The organism is Streptomyces sp. NRRL F-2580, assembly GCF_000720115.1.
In the GTDB taxonomy this organism is placed as follows: Bacteria; Actinomycetota; Actinomycetes; order Streptomycetales; family Streptomycetaceae; genus Streptomyces.
The window spans coordinates 30696-46190 of record NZ_JOIR01000037.1 but is presented as its reverse complement, the minus strand read 5'-3'; the positions used below and the strand labels follow the sequence as shown (position 1 = coordinate 46190).

Sequence of the window (15495 nt, the reverse complement as noted above, 5' to 3'; positions counted from 1 at the left end):
CCGGCCGCCAACTGACCACAATCAGAAAACAGTTGGCACGAATACAACGCTGCGGTCAGACGGTTCACTCTTCCGGGGGCCAGGTTCGATTCCGTTCCCTCCAATGGCGTGACCCCGGCCGCCGCTGCGCCGTTGAGCCCGGCGAGCCGGGAGTCCCCCGGCCCCGCCCCTATGCCGAGGAGCCACCCCGTGCCGCGCATGCTCGACGTCAGTGATGAGGTACGTGCCGAGATCGGTGACGAAGAAGCCGACAGGCTGCTCGTCGGCGAGGACGCGCCGCGCAGTTACGACTGCACTTCCTGCCGCACCCCGGGCGACCCCGAGAACGACCGCACCAGCACGGTGCTGTTCGTCGGCGAGGAGACCGCCGTCCTCGCCTTCGCCCACGCCACCTGCATCCCCTCGCAGGTCGTCTCCGTCTCCGAGGAGCAGCTCCAGGGCGCCGTCCGCAGCATCACCGGCGACAGCCCGGCGCCCGGCGCCGACGGCAGCGCCCCGCAGAACGTGCCCGGCGGCCAGGCCGTCCTCGGCATCACCAGCGGCCTGATCCTCATCGGCGGCGAGCTGCACCCGGCCCTGGTCGTCGAGCCGACCGCGCCGATCGCCCGCCCCGGCAGCGACGGCCCCGGCGACGACTTCCTGCCGCTCCTCATCGAGCAGGGCTTCATCCCGGTCACCGACACCACCGAGCTCCCCACGGTCCTGGGCGGCTGGTCCGTCCTGCTCGCCGGCGGCCAGCTGCACGCCGTACTGCAGCCGGGCACCGAGGGCGGCGGCCAGGTCGCCTGGTGGCAGGCGCACCAGGCGCTGTCGGTCACCGACGGCTGGCGCGCCGCCGTCCAGAAGACCCAGCGCGTGCTCATCTACGCCGCCCCGGTCGGCTCCATCGGGCAGCAGCCCCGCGAGGACCTGCTGCGCGACGCGCTCGACAAGGCCGCCGCCTCGGGCAAGCTCGTGGCCGCCGCGATGCCCCTGGCGGGTACGCCCGGGGTCTGATCCAGCGGGGTCACCGGAACGGCCGCCAGCCCCCGGCGAGGGGGCCCGGCGGCGTGCGCCGGGGGTGTGCGGTCCGTCCCGCGCACCCCCGGCGATCTGCGTTTCCTGCCCCGTCACCCCGCATCCGCAAGCCGTCGATTTCGTTGGCTGGTACGTGCATTCATACGACTCCTCCCGCGCCCCGTCCCATCCGAGCACCGTCCCCGCGCTGCGCCCCGCACGCGACCGGGACAGCGCTCCGGCCGTCTCGCACACCCCGATCTACGACACGCTGTACTCCGAGTACCTGCGTGCCTTCCGGGCACTGCCGGGCGACCGTACGGGCGAGGAGGACCTCGGGTTCACGGCCTTCTCCTACGGGGGCGGGTACACCGGCGGGGTCAGCTCGTACGGCAGCGGCTGGAATGGTTCGGCCTGGCAGCGGACCGACGACTGGCAGCCCTCGTACACCCCGCAGCCGCAGCCACAACCGGCGTACTCGTACGCGGGCAGCCCCGGATACGCCGGCGGGCGGCAGCACCAGACCGGGATGACGCACGTCCCGGCGGCCCTGCCGCCCGCTCCGCGCCGGGGCTACTGACCCCGGACAGCTCGTCCGCGTACCGCGGCCTCCGCTGCTACTTCTTCTTCTTGTGCTGGGCGCCGCGCTTCTCGCGCACCCGCACCGAGATGTGGATCGGGGTGCCCTCGAAGCCGAACTCCTCGCGCAGGCGGCGCTCGATGAAGCGCCGGTAGCCGTGCTCCAGGAAGCCGGAGGCGAAGAGGACGAACCGCGGCGGCTTGCTCCCCGCCTGGGTACCGAACAGGATGCGGGGCTGCTTGCCGCCGCGGATCGGGTGCGGGTGGGCGGCGACGACCTCACCGAGGAAGGCGTTCAGCCGGCCGGTGGGGACGCGCGTCTCCCAGCCCGCGAGGGCGGTCTCGATCGCCGGGACCAGCTTCTCCATGTGACGGCCGGTGAGCGCCGAGACGTTCACCCGGGGCGCCCAGGCGACCTGCTGCATCTCGGTCTCGATCTCGCGCTCGAGGTAGTAGCGGCGCTCCTCGTCGAGCTCGTCCCACTTGTTGTAGGCGATGACGATCGCGCGGCCGGCCTCGACCGCCATGGTGATGATGCGCTGGTCCTGGACGCTGATGCTCTCGGTGGTGTCGATGAGGATCACCGCGACCTCCGCCTTCTCGACGGCGGCGGCCGTGCGCAGCGAGGCGTAGTAGTCGGCGCCCTGCTGGAGGTGGACCTTCTTGCGGATGCCCGCGGTGTCGACGAACTTCCAGGTGATGCCGCCGAGCTCGATCAGCTCGTCGACCGGGTCGCGGGTGGTGCCGGCCAGCTCGTTGACGACGACACGGTCTTCCTTCGCCACCTTGTTGAGCAGCGAGGACTTGCCGACGTTCGGGCGGCCGATCAGCGCGATCCGGCGCGGGCCGCCGGGGGCGGCGCCGCCGAAGGTCTGCTCGGGCGCCTCCGGCAGGGCCTCGAGGACGGCGTCGAGCATGTCGCCCGTACCGCGGCCGTGCAGCGAGGAGACCGGGTGCGGCATGCCGAGGCCCAGCGACCACAGGGAGGCCGCGTCGGACTCGCCGCTCTGGCCGTCGACCTTGTTGGCGCACAGGACGACGGGCTTGCCGGCCTTGCGCAGCAGGCGGACGACGGCCTCGTCGGTGTCGGTGGCGCCGACCTTGGCGTCGACGACGAAGACGACCGCGTCGGCGGCCTCGATGGCGTACTCGGCCTGGGCGGCGACGGAGGCGTCGATGCCGAGGACGTCCTGCTCCCAGCCGCCGGTGTCGACGACCTTGAAGCGCCGGCCGGCCCATTCGGCCTCGTACGTGACGCGGTCGCGGGTGACGCCGGGCTTGTCCTCGACGACCGCCTCGCGACGGCCGATGATCCGGTTCACCAGGGTGGACTTGCCGACGTTCGGGCGGCCCACGACGGCGAGGACGGGCAGCGGGCCGTGGCCCGCCTCCTCGATGGCGCCTTCGACCTCCTCGATGTCGAAGCCCTCTTCCGCGGCGAGCTCCATGAACTCCGCGTACTCGGCGTCGCCAAGTGCTCCGTGGTCGTGCTGGTCGTTCATGAAGTCCGTTCCTCGTCGTTCGTGGTGGTCGGTGGCACCCGCGCAGCGCGGTTCCACTACTAGGTCAAGTCTCGCTCAGCGCCCGGTGAGGCGCTTGGCGTCGGCCAGGTGGGCGGTCAGCCGGTCCTGGATGCGTGTGGTGGCCTCGTCCAGCGCGGTACGGGTACGTCGGCCCGTGCCGTCGCCGGCGTCGAAGGCGGAGCCGAAGACGACGTCGACCCGGCTCTTGAAGGGCGGCAGCCCCGGGATCAGCTTTCCGCGGTTCTCGCCGCTGCCCAGGACGGCCACGGGCACGACGGGCGCTCCGCTGCGGACCGCGAAGTACGCGAGACCCGCGCGCAGCGAGGCGAAGTCCCCCCCGCCGCGGGTGCCCTCGGGGAAGATCCCCAGGGCCCCTCCGTTGTCGAGCACCTTCAGGGCGCGGCCTATCGCCGTCCGGTCGGCGCCGGTGCGGTCGACCTTGACCTGCCCGATCCCGTCGAGGAAGGGGCCGAGCGGGCCGACGTACGCTTCCTTCTTGATCAGGAAGTGCAGCGGGCGCGGCGCGGTGCCCATGACCATCGGGCCGTCTATGTTGTGCGAGTGGTTCACGGCGAGGATCACGGGACCGGAGGCGGGCACCTTCCAGGCGCCCAGCACGCGCGGCTTCCACAGCCCGTACATGAGCCCGATGCCGATGCGCCTGCCGACCGCCGCACCCGTGAGGGAGGGCGATTCGCTCACTTGCGGCCCGCCCGCTTCTCTTCCACCAGGGTCACGACGCATTCGATCACCTGGTCGAGCGTGAGCTCGGTGGTGTCCACCTCGACGGCGTCGTCGGCCTTGGCCAGCGGGGAGGTCTTGCGGCCGGAGTCGGCCGCGTCGCGCTTGATCAGCGCCTCCTTGGTGGCCGCCAGGTCGGTGGCCTCCTTGCCGCGGAGCTCGCCGCTGCGCCGGGCGGCGCGCGCCTCGGCGGAGGCGGTCAGGAAGACCTTGAGGTCGGCGTCGGGCAGCACGGTGGTGCCGATGTCCCGGCCCTCGACGACGATCCCCTCGGCCTCCAGGGCCGCCGCGGCGGCGATGGAGCGCTGGAGCTCGGTGATCAGGGTGCGCACCTCGGGGACGGCGCTGACGGCGCTGACCTTGGAGGTGACCTCCTGGGTGCGGATGGGACCGGCGGCGTCCACGCCGTCCACCGTGATGGTGGGGGCGGCCGGGTCGGTGCCGGAGACGATGGCGGGCTTGCCCGCGGCGACGGCTATGGCCTGCGGGTCGTCGGTGTCGACGCCGTTGCTGATCATCCACCAGGTGATGGCCCGGTACTGGGCACCGGTGTCCAGGTAGCGCAGCCCGAGCTTGGCGGCCACGGCCTTGGAGGTGCTGGACTTGCCCGTGCCGGAGGGACCGTCGATGGCGACGATCACGGCGGACGGAGCTGCGGTTTCCACGGTGCGGGCACCTTCCTGGTTGCGCGTACGTGTCCGGGCGCGGCAAAACGCCCCTCCCCAAGGTTACCGGCCCCGGACACCCCCCGGCCCCGCCGTGCACATCCGGCCCCGACGGGGGCCGGGGCGGGGCCCCCGCCCGGCCGGCGCGGCTACTGCTGGCGCAGCGCCCAGCCCCGTTCCCGCAGCTCGGCCGTCAGGCCGGCCACCGCCCGCGGCTCCACCATCAGCTGCACGAGGCCCGCCTGCTGCCCCGTCGCGTGCTCGATCCGCACGTCCTCGATGTTGACCCCGGCCCGCCCGGCGTCGGCGAAGATCCGCGCCAGCTCGCCCGGCTGGTCGCTGATGAGCACGGCCACCGTCTCGTAGACCGTCGGCGCCGCGCCGTGCTTACCCGGCACCCGCACCCGGCCCGCGTTCCCGCGCCGCAGCACGTCCTCGATGCCCGCCGCGCCGCCGCGCCGCTTCTCCACGTCGGCCGACTGGAGGCCCCGCAGTGCCTCCACGGTCTCCTCCAGGTCGGCCGCGATCCCGGCGAGGACGTCGGCCACCGGCCCCGGGTTGGCCGACAGGATCTCCACCCACATCCGCGGGTCGGAGGCCGCGATCCGGGTCACGTCCCTTATGCCCTGCCCGCACAGCCGGACGGCCGTCTCGTCGGCCTCCTCCAGCCGGGCCGCGACCATGCTGGAGACCAGCTGCGGGGTGTGCGAGACGAGCGCCACCGCCCGGTCGTGCGCGTCCGCGTCCATCACCACGGGAACGGCCCGGCACAGGGCCACCAGCTCCAGCGCGAGGTTCAGCACCTCGTGTTCGGTGTCCCGGGACGGGGTCAGCACCCACGGGCGGCCCTCGAAGAGGTCCGCGGTGGCCGCGAGCGGTCCCGACTGCTCCTTGCCCGCCATGGGATGCGTACCGATGTAGGCGGTGACGTCCACGCCGAGCGCCGCCAGCTCCCGCCGCGGCCCGCCCTTGACGCTGGCCACGTCCACGTACGCCCGCGCCGCCTTGCGTCCGATCAGGTCGGCGAGCGTCGCCGCCACGTGCGCCGGCGGTACGGCGACGATCGCGAGGTCGACCTGGCCCTCGGGCGCCTCGTCGGTGCCGGCCCCGAGGGCGGCGGCCGTACGGGCCCGGTCCGGGTCGTGGTCGGCGAGGTGCACGGTGATCCCGCGCGCCGCCAGGGCGAGCGCCGCGGAGGTGCCGATCAGTCCGGTTCCGATGACGACGGCGGTTCTCACGGGCGCTCCAGGGTTGCGTACGGAAGGTGACGGGACTGCCCGGCCAGGGTAGCCAGAGTGGACGCACGAGGGCCCGGCGGTCCGTCCGGTGGGACGGTGGCCGGGCCCGGGCTGTTGTCGCCGAGGGTCAGAGCGCCTGCGCCTTGATGATGTCCTCCAGCGAGCCGGACGGCACCTGTCCCTGCGGCGTCAGCCTGTCGACCGCCTGCGGCAGCACCCGCGCGATCTGGTCGGCGGCCTGCTCCGGGGAGACGCCGGCCTGTTCGGCGGCCTGCTGGAGGGCTCCGTCCGGCAGCGCCTCCTTGATCTGGTCGGCGCTGACGGGCTTGTTCTCGCCGGTGCCGATCCAGGACTGCGCCTGGTCGGCGAGGCCGGACCTGGCCAGCATGTCGAGCAGGCCGCCGAGCGGATTGTTCGCGCCGTTGCCGCCGGCCGTCTGACCGCCACCGCCGGCGCCCCCGCCGAGCGCGCCGATCAGCGCGCCGAGGATGTTGCCGGCGCCGCCGCTCCCGCCCTGGCCGCCGCCGCCCCCGAGGAGACCGCCGAGAAGAGAGCCGAGGTCGTTACCCGCCATGGTCCTGCCTTTCGAAGAGGGACCGGGCCGCGCGGACAGCGCCGTGCCCGGCTTCAAGACACGGACAATGTCACCCGTACCCCCTCATGCCGCCACCTGATGCGCGGGCCCCGGGCCGCTGCGGTAGAACGATCCGCATGATCTTCCACATCGTCCCGCTCGCCGACTGGGCCGCCGCGCCCGGGTTCCCGTACGCCCCGCCCTCACTGGACTCGGAGGGTTTCGTGCACTGTTCGGCCGATCGCCCGACGGTGCTCGCGATCGCCGACGCGCACTACCGGGAGGTGCCGGGTACGTTGCTGGCGGTGGAGCTCGACGAGGACGCCCTGACCGCGGAGGTCCGCCGCGAGGGTGAATCGGGCGTCCGCTACCCGCATGTTCACGGCCCGTTGAACCGGGAGGCCGTGGTCCACGTGTGGGAGGTCGTACGCACACCCGGCACCCCTGCCTCACTGGCCCCATGGGAACCGGGCCGATGAAACGGCGCGGCAAGCTTCACCTGAGGCTTGCCGCAGGCCAGGATGCTGCACGCCCTTCCCGGCCACAACGCGAGGAGAGACTCATGAGCGACCCCACGCACACCGCCCGGCGCACGGTACTGGCGGCGGGCGCGGCCGCCCTGGCCGGCGGCGCGCTGACCGCCTGCGGCAGTGACGGCGAGACGACCCCCCAGGGAGAGTCGAACGTCTCGGCGTCCGCGCCCGCCGCCTCCGGTACCGCCACCACCGCCACCCCGGAATCCGGTTCGACGGGCGCGGAAGTCCTCGTCAAGGCCGCGGACGTGCCCAAGGGCGGCGGCACGGTCCTCAAGGAGCAGAAGCTCGTGGTCACCCAGCCCACGGCCGGCTCCTTCCGCTGTTTCACGGCGGTCTGCCCGCACCAGGGCTGCCTGGTGAACAAGGTGGAGAACGGCAGCATCGACTGCCCCTGCCACGGCAGCAGGTTCGCGATCGCGGACGGCGCGGTGACCAAGGGTCCGGCCACCAAGGGACTGGCGGAGAAGAAGATCAAGGTCGCGGCGGACGGCAATATCTCGCTCGCATAGCGGCAGGTCAGGCGCCTACGCTCGCCCCATGGACGATCTGACACTGGTACGGGACCACACGGTCTACCGGTGCGTGATGGGGTCCCGGGCGTTCGGGCTGGCGACGGAGGCGAGCGACACCGACCGGCGCGGTGTCTACCTCGCCCCGGCTCCGCTGTTCTGGCGGTTCGAGAAGCCCCCCACGCACGTGGAGGGCCCTCGGGACGAGGAGTTCTCGTGGGAGCTGGAGCGCTTCTGCGAACTCGCGCTGCGGGCCAACCCGAACGTCCTGGAGTGTCTGCACTCGCCCCTGGTGGACGAGCTCACCCCGATGGGCGAGGAACTGCTCTCGCTGCGCGGGGCCTTCCTCTCCCGCCGGGCCCACACCAGCTTCAGCCGGTACGCGGCCTCCCAGCGCGGCAAACTCCTCGCCGACGTCCGCGTCCACGGCGCCCCGCGCTGGAAGCACGCCATGCACCTGCTGCGCCTGCTGCTGTCCTGCCGTGACCTCCTGCGCACGGGCCGCCTGACCATCGACGCGGGCCCGTACCGCGACCGCCTCCTGGCCGTCCGCCGCGGGGAGCTCGCCTGGGACGAGGCGGACGCCTGGATGGGCCGCCTCCAGGAGGAGACGGAGACCGCCCTGGCCACCACGTCCCTGCCCGCAGAACCGGACCACGCCCGCGTCGAGGACTTCCTGGTCCGCGCCCGCCGCGCGTCAGTCGCATAGCGTCCGGCGCCGTACGACGAACGCGTCGAGGGCCTCGTACGCCGACGCGTGCTCGGGCAGCGTGGAGACGGACTGCGTCGTGTCCAGCACCGCGTGCAGCGCCTCGAAGTCCGCGCGCACCCGCCGGCGCGCCGGGCGCTCGTAGCTCCCGTGTTCGGCGGCCCTTTCGAAGGGCCGCCACTGCGTGTCGGCCAACCCCCGGTAGTGGGTCAGGCATCCCAGAGGGCGCCGAAGGCCAGGAGTTCGTCCCGGTACTCGATGCGGCCCTCCCAGTCCCGGGGCCAGACGTCGGCCCCGAGGTGGGCTCCGGCGAAGGCGCCGGCGAGGCAGGCGATGGAGTCCGAGTCGCCCCTCGTGCAGGCCGCGCGGCGCAGGGCCAGGAGGGGCTCGTCGGGGAAGAGGAGGAAGCACTGGAGGGCGGTGGCGAGGGCCTCCTCCGCGATCCAGCCGTCGCCGGTGGTCAGGCAGGGGTCCGTCTCCGGGGACGGGGAGCGCAGGGCGGCCGCCAGCCGCTCCAGGACCGCGAGGCACTCGTCCCAGCCGCGCGCCATGAAGGACTCGGGCGAGGCGTCGGAGGCGGTCCGCGTCCAGAGGTCGCCGAGCCAGCGCTCGTGGTAGCGGGTGCGGTTCTCCAGGGCGTACGAGCGCAGCAGTCCGACCAGGCCCGTCACCTCGATGCCCGTGGCGAGCAGGTACACGGCCCGCGCCGTCAGGTCGGAGGCGGCGAGCGCCGTCGGGTGCCCGTGGGTGAGGGCCGACTGGAGCTGGGCCGCGCCCGCCCGTTCCTCTTCCGTCCAGCCGGGCACCAGCCCGACCGGGACCACGCGCATGTTCGCGCCGCAGCCCTTGGAGCCGAGCTGGCTGGCGTCCCGCCAGTCCCGTTCGGGCAGGTTCAGGAGGCTGCAGGCCTTGAGGCAGGTGTTCCCCGGCGCCCGGTTGTTCTCCGGCGAGTGGTACCAGTCGACGAACTCCTCGCGGACCGGCCGGGCCAGGCGCGGCGGGTCGACCCGGCCCCGCCCCTCGGCGGTACGCATGCCGCGCGCGAGGGCGAGGGTCATCTGGGTGTCGTCCGTGACGATCGCCGGGCGCGGGAGCCGCATCTCCCGCCACGGGCCCGTCTTGGCCAGGATCGAGGGCACGTCGTTGAACTCGGTCGGGAAGCCGAGGGCATCGCCCAGGGCCAGGCCGATCAGGGCGCCCGTCGCGGCTCGCTTCGTCATCGAGTGGGTCCTTCCGGTCGGAGCAGAGGGGGGTGCAGGGCGGTCGCCGGGCCGGGCCGGTAGAGGGCGGCCGGTTTGCCGCGGCCGCCGGTGAGCCGGGCGGCGCCCGGCACGGGCTCGACGAACCCGGGCGTCGTGAGGACCTTCCGGCGGAAGTTGGGGCGGTCGAGGGCGGTGTCCCAGACGGTCTCGTAGACGGCGCGGAGCTCGCCCAGGGTGAACTCGGGCGGGCAGAAGGCGGTGGCCAGGCAGGTGTACTCCAGCTTCGAGCCGATCCGCTCCCGCGCGTCCGCCAGGATCTCGGCGTGGTCGAAGGCCAGGTCCGGGGCCTCCCCCACCGCCAGCCAGCGGGCGTGCGCCGCGTCCCCGCCGCCCTCCGCCGCCGGCTCGGGCAGGTCCGGGACCAGCGCCGTGAACGCCACCGAGACCACCCGCATCCGCGGATCCCGGTCCGGTTCGCTGTAGGTGCGCAGCTGCTCCAGGTGGAGCGCCGCCACCACCTCCTCCGACAGGCCGGTCTCCTCGGCCAGTTCGCGCCGGGCGGCGCTCTCCGCGGACTCCCGCGGCAGGACGAACCCCCCGGGCAGCGCCCAGGCCCCCGCGTACGGCTCCTGGCCGCGCCGGATCAGCAGGACGTGCAGGGCTCCCTCGCGCACCGTGAAGACGGCCAGGTCGACGGTCACCGCGAACGGCTCGAAGGCGAGCGGAGCGAGATGGGGGTCCCCCCGGCCGGAGGCTGGGGGAGGGTCGTAGCCGGCTGTCATCGGTTCTCCGGGAGGGGGTCGGTGAAGTGCCAGCCCTCGGCCAGCAGCTCGTCCACGGCCCGGACGGCCGTTTCCAGCCGGGCCGCCCGGTCCCCGCGCACGACGAGGAAACGCCTCCCGGTGCGTTCCAGTTCCGCCCGGAACCGCTCCGTCATCCAGGGCCTGAGCTGCGGGCCGTCGCGCAGCCCGTCGTCCTCGAAGGGCACGTCGGCGTGGTCGGTCAGCAGGTACAGGTCCCGTCGGCTCCGGGCGGCGATCCGCTCGACCTCGGGGTTGCGGCCGCCCATGTACCGCTCGTGCCAGATCCCGGTGGCGAAGGAGTCGGTGTCGCAGAACAGCACCGGGGATCCGAGCCGGGCGGCCTGCTCCTCGTCGGCGTCCTGCCGGCGGGCGATGACCGGGAACTCCTCCGAGGTGAAGGACACGTCCGCCCAGGAGGCCGCCGGGTCGGCCGCGCGGGCCGCCGCCAGCTTCTCCTCGCTGTACCGGCGGCCGTACTCGGCGACCCAGCCGGTCTTGGCCCAGACTCCGCCGCGCCGCCGGTAGTGGTCCGCCAGGGCCCGCGACAGCGTGGTGGTCCCGGTGGACTCCGCGCCCAGGACCACGACCCGCCGGGTCAGCGCGGCGCGCACGGTCGGCCCCAGGAACTCCCAGGAGCCGACGGGATCCCTGCGCACCGCCGTCCCGGACACCGGGAACAGCGTCCGCTCCCGGTCCACCAGGACCTCCTCGGCGCCGAACCGCCGGGCCAGCTCGCTGCCGTACTCCTCGGAGGTGAACACGGCGTCCACCCGCCCGGGGACCGCGCTGCGGAACACTGCCATGTGGGCCTCCCAGATCGCCGGGTCGTGCAGGTCGACGGGGATGTCGTCGACCGCGCCGACGACCTCGGCCCCGGGGTGCGCCTCGCGCATCCAGGCGACCCGGTCGGCGAGCGGGACCGACTCGACGGAGGCCGCGCACACCAGCACGGTCAGCCGCTCGCACTGGTCCTGGGCGGTGCGCACGAGGTGGTGGTGGCCGGCGTGCGGCGGGTAGAACTTGCCGAGGACCAGGCCGTGCCCGTGGCGCCTCATGCCGCCGCCCCCGCGGCCGAACGGGCCTCCCGGGCGGGCAGCGTGCGCCGCCAGCCGAGGAGTCCGGCCACGCACAGGGCGAGGAAGCCCACGTAGAGCGCGGAGGTCAGGTAGAGCCCCTTGTGGGCGTAGAGCGGGACGTAGACGAGGTCGGCCGCGATCCACAGCCACCAGGACTCGACGAGCTTGCGGCACTGCCCGTACGTGGCGAGGAGCGAGAGCCCGGTGGTCAGCGCGTCCCAGAACGGGACGGTGGAGTCGGTGGCCCGGCTCAGCAGCAGCGTGAGCCCGAGCACGGTCACCGCCCCCGCCGCGGCGAGCCCGGCCCATTCGGCCCGCGTGGTACGGCGCACCGGCAGGGCCTCGGCGGATCCTGGTCCACCCCCGTGGGTCCAGGACCACCAGCCGTAGGCGGCGAGGGCGATGAAGACGATCTGGAGCCCGGCATCGGCGTAGAGGCCGGCCTGGGCGAAGAGCACGATGAAGAAGATGTTGTTGGCGATGCCGATCGGCCAGTTGGCGACGTGCTGCCGGGCGACCAACCAGACGCACAGGGCACCGGTGGCGAAGCCGAGCACCTCGGTCCAGCTCATGGTCCAGCTCATGCCGACCCCCCTCACTCCGCATTAATAGTCAGAACGACTATAAACCTTGGGGCGGGTGCGGACAAGCGAAAAGCCCGCAGTGCCGGGGGCACTGCGGGCTTCCACCGCTCAGGAGCGGACGTACCGCGGACGTACTGGCGTACTGACGGGCTACAGACCGACCTCGCGCATCAGCATGCCGACCTCGGTGTTGGTCAGGCGGCGCAGCCAGCCGGACTTCTGGTCGCCGAGCTCGATCGGGCCGAAGGAGGTCCGGACGAGCTTCTCGACCGGGAAACCGGCCTCCGCCATCATGCGGCGGACGATGTGCTTGCGGCCCTCGTGGAGGGTGACCTCGACCAGGTAGTTCTTGCCGACCTGGTCGACGACTCGGAAGTGGTCGGCGCGGGCGTACCCGTCCTCCAGCTCGATGCCGTCCTTGAGGCGCTTGCCGATCTCACGCGGCAGCGGGCCGGTGATGGCGGCGACGTAGGTCTTCTTCACGCCGTACTTCGGGTGCGTGAGGCGGTGGGCCAGCTCACCGTGGTTGGTGAGCAGGATGATGCCCTCGGTCTCCGTGTCGAGCCGGCCGACGTGGAAGAGACGCGTCTCACGGTTGGTGACGTAGTCGCCGAGGCACTGGCGGCCGTCGGGGTCCTCCATCGTGGAGACGACACCGGCGGGCTTGTTCAGCGCGAAGAACAGGTACGACTGGGTGGCGACGGTCAGGCCGTCCACCTTGATCTCGTCCTTCGGCTGGACGCGCTTGCCCTGCTCCAGCACGATCTCGCCGTTGACCTCGACGCGGGCCTGCTCGATGAGCTCCTCGCAGGCGCGGCGCGAGCCCATGCCGGCACGGGCGAGCACCTTCTGCAGACGCTCACCCTCCTCCTCGGCGCCCGGGAAGGTCTTCGGGGTCTTGATCACGGGCTTGTCGGCGTACCGGTCGCGCACGCGCTCCTCGATCCGCGCGTCCAGCTCGCGCGGGCGGGACTGGCCGCTACGGCTGCCCGGGCCGCTGCGCGGGCCGCCGGCCCCGCCGATGCCGGGGGTCTTGGAGGTCTTGGGGCCGCCCTTGGCGCCACCGCGCGCGGCCGCGCCACGGGCACCGCCGCCGCCGGCCTTGGGGCCGCTGCGACCGCTGCGCTCGCCCTCGGGGCCGACGTCGTAGCGGCGCTCCTCGGGGCGCGGGTTGCGGATCCGCGGCGGCGGAGCCTGGTCGCGGTCGCGGGAGTCCGAGCCACCGCCCTGGTAGCCGCCGCCCTGGTAGCCGCCGCCCTGGTAGCCGCCGCCCTGGTAGCCGCCACCGCCCTGGTAGCCACCGCCGGAGCTGCCGCCGCGGTAACCGCCGCCGCCTCCGGTGGAGCCGCCGCGGGAGCCGCCACCGCGGGAGGCGCCGCCCGAGGAGGAGCCACCGCGGGAGCTGCCACCGCCGGAGGAGCCGCCGCCGCGGTAGTTGCCGCCGGAGGAGGAGCCGCCGCGGGAGTTGCCGCCGGAGGAGGAGCCGCCGCGGGAGTTACCGCCGCGTCCGCCACCCCCGCCGCCGCTGTTCCTGTTGCCGCCGCCGTTGCCGTTGCCGCTGCTTCGCATCAAATGTCCGTCGTCTTGTCGTCTACATCGGTATCCGGAGCATCCGGATCGAACGACGGCACACCTTCTTGCGTCTCGGCTTCGATCGCGTCCGCCTCGGGGAGGAAGGGCGCGAGCTCCGGGAGCTCGTCCAGGCCTCGCAGGCCCATCCGCTCCAGAAAGTAGTTCGTCGTCCTGTATAGGATCGCACCTGTTTCGGGTTCCGTCCCCGCCTCCTCCACCAGACCGCGCTGGAGGAGGGTCCGCATGACCCCGTCGCAGTTGACTCCGCGGACCGCCGAGACCCGCGAGCGGCTCACCGGCTGGCGGTACGCGACGACCGCGAGGGTCTCCAGCGCCGCCTGGGTGAGCCGGGCCTGCTGGCCGTCCAGTACGAAGCCCTCGACCGCCGGGGCGTACTCCGCGCGGGTGTAGAACCGCCAGCCGCCGGCGACCAGCCGCAGCTCGAATCCCCTGCGCGCGGCCGTGTACTCGTCGGCGAGCTCGCGCAGCGCGTCCGCGACCTCGCGCGGGGTCCGCTCCAGCACCTTCGCGAGGTGCGCCTCGGTCGCGGGCTCGTCCACGACCATGAGTACGGCTTCCAGCGCCGGCTTCAGCTCCAGCGCGGCCACCGCGCTCGTCGCTTCGCTGCTCAATCCTTCGCCTCCACGATCTGGTCGAACTCGTCGGTCACGGTCGGCATGCCGTCGCCGTCGCCGCCGCTCCAGCGGACGGTGAGCGTCCGCAGGGCCTCCTCCTGGTCGAGGACCACCGCCTTCTCCCGGTAGAGCTCCAGGAGGGCCAGGAAGCGCGCGACGACGGTGAGGGTGTCGGCGGCGTCCTCGGTGAGCTCCTGGAAGGTGGCCTCCCCGCGCGCCTTCAGCATCCGCACCACGAGCCCGGCCTGCTCCCGCACGCTGACGAGGGGCGCGTGGATGTGGTCCACGTACACCTGCGGCTTGGCCTTCGGCTGCATGGCCTTGACCGCGAGGCGGGCGAACCCTTCGGGCCCGATGCTGATGACGACCTCGGGCAGCAGGTCCGCGTGGTGCGGCTCCAGCCCGACGGTCCTCGGGTACCGCTTGCCCTCGGCCTCGGCCCGCGCCTCGAAGATCTCGGCGATCTGCTTGTACGCGCGGTACTGGAGCAGGCGTGCGAAGAGCAGGTCCCGGGCCTCCAGGAGGGCGAGGTCCGCCTCGTCCTCGACCTCGGCCGCCGGCAGCAGCCGGGCGGCCTTCAGGTCGAGGAGGGTGGCGGCGACGACGAGGAACTCGGTGGTCTGGTCGAGGTCCCAGTCCGGCCCCATGGCCCGGATGTGGGCCATGAACTCGTCGGTGACCTTGGACAGCGCGACCTCGGTGACGTCGAGCTTGTGCCGCGAGATCAGCTGGAGCAGCAGGTCGAAGGGCCCCTCGAAGTTGGCGAGCCGCAACGTGAACCGCCCCTCGCCTCCAGCGGGGCCCGCGGTCCCCCCGACCGCCCCGCCCGCGGCGGGTGCGTCCTCCCCGGGGCCGCCCGCGGCGGGGACGGCGGCCTCAGCAGCTGCTGCGGCACCCCCGAGCCCGGCCCGGCCGGCTCCGGCAACAGCGTCGCCATCGGCAGGCACGGTGGCACCGCCGGCCAAGCCGCCTGCGGCGAGGCCCACCGTGTCCCCCTCCGGCCCACCCGCGGCGGGTGCGACCGCGTCGGGGTCGGGGTCGTCGCCTGCGGCGGGGGTGGCGGCCTCGGCAGCTGCTGCGGCACCCCCGAGTCCGGCCCGGCCGGCTCCGGCAACAGCGTCGCCATCGACAGGCACGGCGGCACCGCCGACCAGTCCGCCTGCGGCGAGGCCCACCGTGTCCCCCTCCGGCCCACCCGCGGCGGGGGTGGCCTCGGACTGGGTCTCCGGCGGGGTGGGCCGGCTGGGGTTGGGGTGGGGCTCCTGGCGGGCTGGAGGGCCGTCTGGGGCCGCGGGGGTCTTCTGGGGCTCCGCCCCGCCCTTCGTCGCTGCGGGGCGCGCAGTGGGCGCGTCTGGGGCTTCGGGGGCCACTCCCGCGTCCGTCGCCCCGGGTGTGCGGGGGCCGCGCCCCAGCGCTCGCCGGGGCGGTCGGCCGGATTCGGCGGGGAAGGGCATCGCGGTCCAAGTGATACGCAGGGGCAGCAGGGGCGAGCCGGGCGGAGTGACACGGCCACGAGCAGCCTAGGCCCTCTCCGGGCGATCCCCGTGGACCAG

18 protein-coding genes are annotated in these 15495 nt (G+C 73.5%); 5 read left to right on the top strand and 13 right to left on the bottom strand.

Annotated elements, in window-relative coordinates:
• Nucleotides 1–189 precede the first annotated feature (189 nt).
• Nucleotides 190–996 (top strand): hypothetical protein, encoded by an 807-nt coding sequence (locus tag IF88_RS0131515; protein WP_030720139.1) that lies wholly within the window; start codon nucleotides 190–192, stop codon nucleotides 994–996.
• Between the two features lie 154 nt (nucleotides 997–1150).
• Nucleotides 1151–1576 carry a hypothetical protein gene (locus IF88_RS0131510; protein WP_030720136.1) on the top strand — a complete coding sequence of 142 codons (426 nt, stop codon included), beginning with the start codon at nucleotides 1151–1153 and terminating at the stop codon, nucleotides 1574–1576.
• A 37-nt stretch (nucleotides 1577–1613) separates the two neighbouring features.
• Here IF88_RS0131510 and der read toward each other — a convergent pair whose 3' ends face one another.
• The 5 genes from der to IF88_RS0131485 all read right to left on the bottom strand — a co-directional run bounded on the left by der (nucleotide 1614) and on the right by IF88_RS0131485 (nucleotide 6316).
• On the bottom strand, nucleotides 1614–3077 hold the full coding sequence (der, locus tag IF88_RS0131505; protein WP_030720133.1) for a ribosome biogenesis GTPase Der: 1464 nt from the start codon (nucleotides 3075–3077) through the stop codon (nucleotides 1614–1616).
• A 75-nt stretch (nucleotides 3078–3152) separates the two neighbouring features.
• Nucleotides 3153–3842, bottom strand: a complete 690-nt coding sequence (locus tag IF88_RS0131500) for a lysophospholipid acyltransferase family protein (RefSeq protein WP_051837894.1) — start codon at nucleotides 3840–3842, stop codon at nucleotides 3153–3155.
• Nucleotides 3797–4504, bottom strand: coding sequence for a (d)CMP kinase (cmk, locus tag IF88_RS0131495; protein ID WP_030720127.1), 708 nt, complete (start codon nucleotides 4502–4504; stop codon nucleotides 3797–3799). The genes IF88_RS0131500 and cmk overlap by 46 nt, the downstream gene beginning before the upstream one ends.
• A 149-nt stretch (nucleotides 4505–4653) precedes the next feature.
• On the bottom strand, nucleotides 4654–5742 hold the full coding sequence (locus IF88_RS0131490; protein WP_030720124.1) for a prephenate dehydrogenase: 1089 nt from the start codon (nucleotides 5740–5742) through the stop codon (nucleotides 4654–4656).
• Between the two features lie 127 nt (nucleotides 5743–5869).
• The gene (locus IF88_RS0131485) at nucleotides 5870–6316 is read right to left on the bottom strand and encodes a YidB family protein (RefSeq protein ID WP_030720122.1); all 447 of its coding nucleotides are present in this window, start codon (nucleotides 6314–6316) and stop codon (nucleotides 5870–5872) included.
• A gap of 137 nt (nucleotides 6317–6453) precedes the next feature.
• On the opposite strand from IF88_RS0131485, the gene IF88_RS0131480 reads away from it, so the two are divergent.
• The 3 genes from IF88_RS0131480 (at nucleotide 6454) to IF88_RS0131470 (ending at nucleotide 8070) form a co-directional block, all read left to right on the top strand.
• Entirely contained in the window at nucleotides 6454–6795 is a 342-nt protein-coding gene (locus IF88_RS0131480; protein WP_030720120.1) for a DUF952 domain-containing protein, read from the top strand.
• A gap of 83 nt (nucleotides 6796–6878) precedes the next feature.
• Complete coding sequence (locus IF88_RS0131475) at nucleotides 6879–7361, top strand: Rieske (2Fe-2S) protein (RefSeq protein ID WP_030720117.1); 483 nt, start codon at nucleotides 6879–6881, stop codon at nucleotides 7359–7361.
• A gap of 28 nt (nucleotides 7362–7389) precedes the next feature.
• Nucleotides 7390–8070 (top strand): DNA polymerase beta superfamily protein, encoded by a 681-nt coding sequence (locus tag IF88_RS0131470; RefSeq protein WP_030720114.1) that lies wholly within the window; start codon nucleotides 7390–7392, stop codon nucleotides 8068–8070.
• Here IF88_RS0131470 and IF88_RS0131465 read toward each other — a convergent pair.
• The 8 genes from IF88_RS0131465 to IF88_RS0131430 form a co-directional block, all read right to left on the bottom strand.
• Nucleotides 8059–8265: a hypothetical protein gene (locus tag IF88_RS0131465; protein WP_030720111.1), complete on the bottom strand. Its 207-nt coding sequence runs from the start codon at nucleotides 8263–8265 to the stop codon at nucleotides 8059–8061. The genes IF88_RS0131470 and IF88_RS0131465 overlap by 12 nt on opposite strands.
• 14 nt (nucleotides 8266–8279) lie before the next feature.
• Nucleotides 8280–9290, bottom strand: coding sequence for an ADP-ribosylglycohydrolase family protein (locus IF88_RS0131460; protein ID WP_030720108.1), 1011 nt, complete (start codon nucleotides 9288–9290; stop codon nucleotides 8280–8282).
• On the bottom strand, nucleotides 9287–10054 hold the full coding sequence (locus IF88_RS0131455) for an NUDIX hydrolase (protein WP_030720105.1): 768 nt from the start codon (nucleotides 10052–10054) through the stop codon (nucleotides 9287–9289). Before IF88_RS0131455 ends, IF88_RS0131460 begins: the two co-directional genes overlap by 4 nt.
• A complete protein-coding gene (locus IF88_RS0131450) occupies nucleotides 10051–11130 on the bottom strand; it encodes an AAA family ATPase (protein WP_030720102.1) in 1080 nt (359 codons plus the stop codon). The genes IF88_RS0131455 and IF88_RS0131450 overlap by 4 nt, the downstream gene beginning before the upstream one ends.
• Nucleotides 11127–11735 carry a nicotinamide riboside transporter PnuC gene (gene pnuC / locus IF88_RS0131445; RefSeq protein ID WP_030720099.1) on the bottom strand — a complete coding sequence of 203 codons (609 nt, stop codon included), beginning with the start codon at nucleotides 11733–11735 and terminating at the stop codon, nucleotides 11127–11129. Before pnuC ends, IF88_RS0131450 begins: the two co-directional genes overlap by 4 nt.
• A 150-nt stretch (nucleotides 11736–11885) precedes the next feature.
• Nucleotides 11886–13304 carry a pseudouridine synthase gene (locus IF88_RS0131440; RefSeq protein ID WP_030720096.1) on the bottom strand — a complete coding sequence of 473 codons (1419 nt, stop codon included), beginning with the start codon at nucleotides 13302–13304 and terminating at the stop codon, nucleotides 11886–11888.
• Complete coding sequence (gene scpB / locus IF88_RS0131435) at nucleotides 13304–13939, bottom strand: SMC-Scp complex subunit ScpB (protein WP_030720093.1); 636 nt, start codon at nucleotides 13937–13939, stop codon at nucleotides 13304–13306. Before scpB ends, IF88_RS0131440 begins: the two co-directional genes overlap by 1 nt.
• Nucleotides 13936–15117 (bottom strand): segregation and condensation protein A, encoded by a 1182-nt coding sequence (locus tag IF88_RS0131430; RefSeq protein WP_078893266.1) that lies wholly within the window; start codon nucleotides 15115–15117, stop codon nucleotides 13936–13938. Before IF88_RS0131430 ends, scpB begins: the two co-directional genes overlap by 4 nt.
• Nucleotides 15118–15495: the final 378 nt, after the last annotated feature.

Coding starts and splice junctions, on each gene's coding strand:
- der (WP_030720133.1), bottom strand. CDS start 3,077: ATGAACGACCAGCACGACCACGGAGCACTTGGCGACGCCGAGTACGCG.
- IF88_RS0131500 (WP_051837894.1), bottom strand. CDS start 3,842: ATGCGTCGTGACCCTGGTGGAAGAGAAGCGGGCGGGCCGCAAGTGAGC.
- IF88_RS0131485 (WP_030720122.1), bottom strand. CDS start 6,316: ATGGCGGGTAACGACCTCGGCTCTCTTCTCGGCGGTCTCCTCGGGGGC.
- IF88_RS0131480 (WP_030720120.1), top strand. CDS start 6,454: ATGATCTTCCACATCGTCCCGCTCGCCGACTGGGCCGCCGCGCCCGGG.
- IF88_RS0131475 (WP_030720117.1), top strand. CDS start 6,879: ATGAGCGACCCCACGCACACCGCCCGGCGCACGGTACTGGCGGCGGGC.
- IF88_RS0131470 (WP_030720114.1), top strand. CDS start 7,390: ATGGACGATCTGACACTGGTACGGGACCACACGGTCTACCGGTGCGTG.
- IF88_RS0131460 (WP_030720108.1), bottom strand. CDS start 9,290: ATGACGAAGCGAGCCGCGACGGGCGCCCTGATCGGCCTGGCCCTGGGC.
- IF88_RS0131455 (WP_030720105.1), bottom strand. CDS start 10,054: ATGACAGCCGGCTACGACCCTCCCCCAGCCTCCGGCCGGGGGGACCCC.
- IF88_RS0131450 (WP_030720102.1), bottom strand. CDS start 11,130: ATGAGGCGCCACGGGCACGGCCTGGTCCTCGGCAAGTTCTACCCGCCG.
- pnuC (WP_030720099.1), bottom strand. CDS start 11,735: ATGAGCTGGACCATGAGCTGGACCGAGGTGCTCGGCTTCGCCACCGGT.
- IF88_RS0131440 (WP_030720096.1), bottom strand. CDS start 13,304: ATGCGAAGCAGCGGCAACGGCAACGGCGGCGGCAACAGGAACAGCGGC.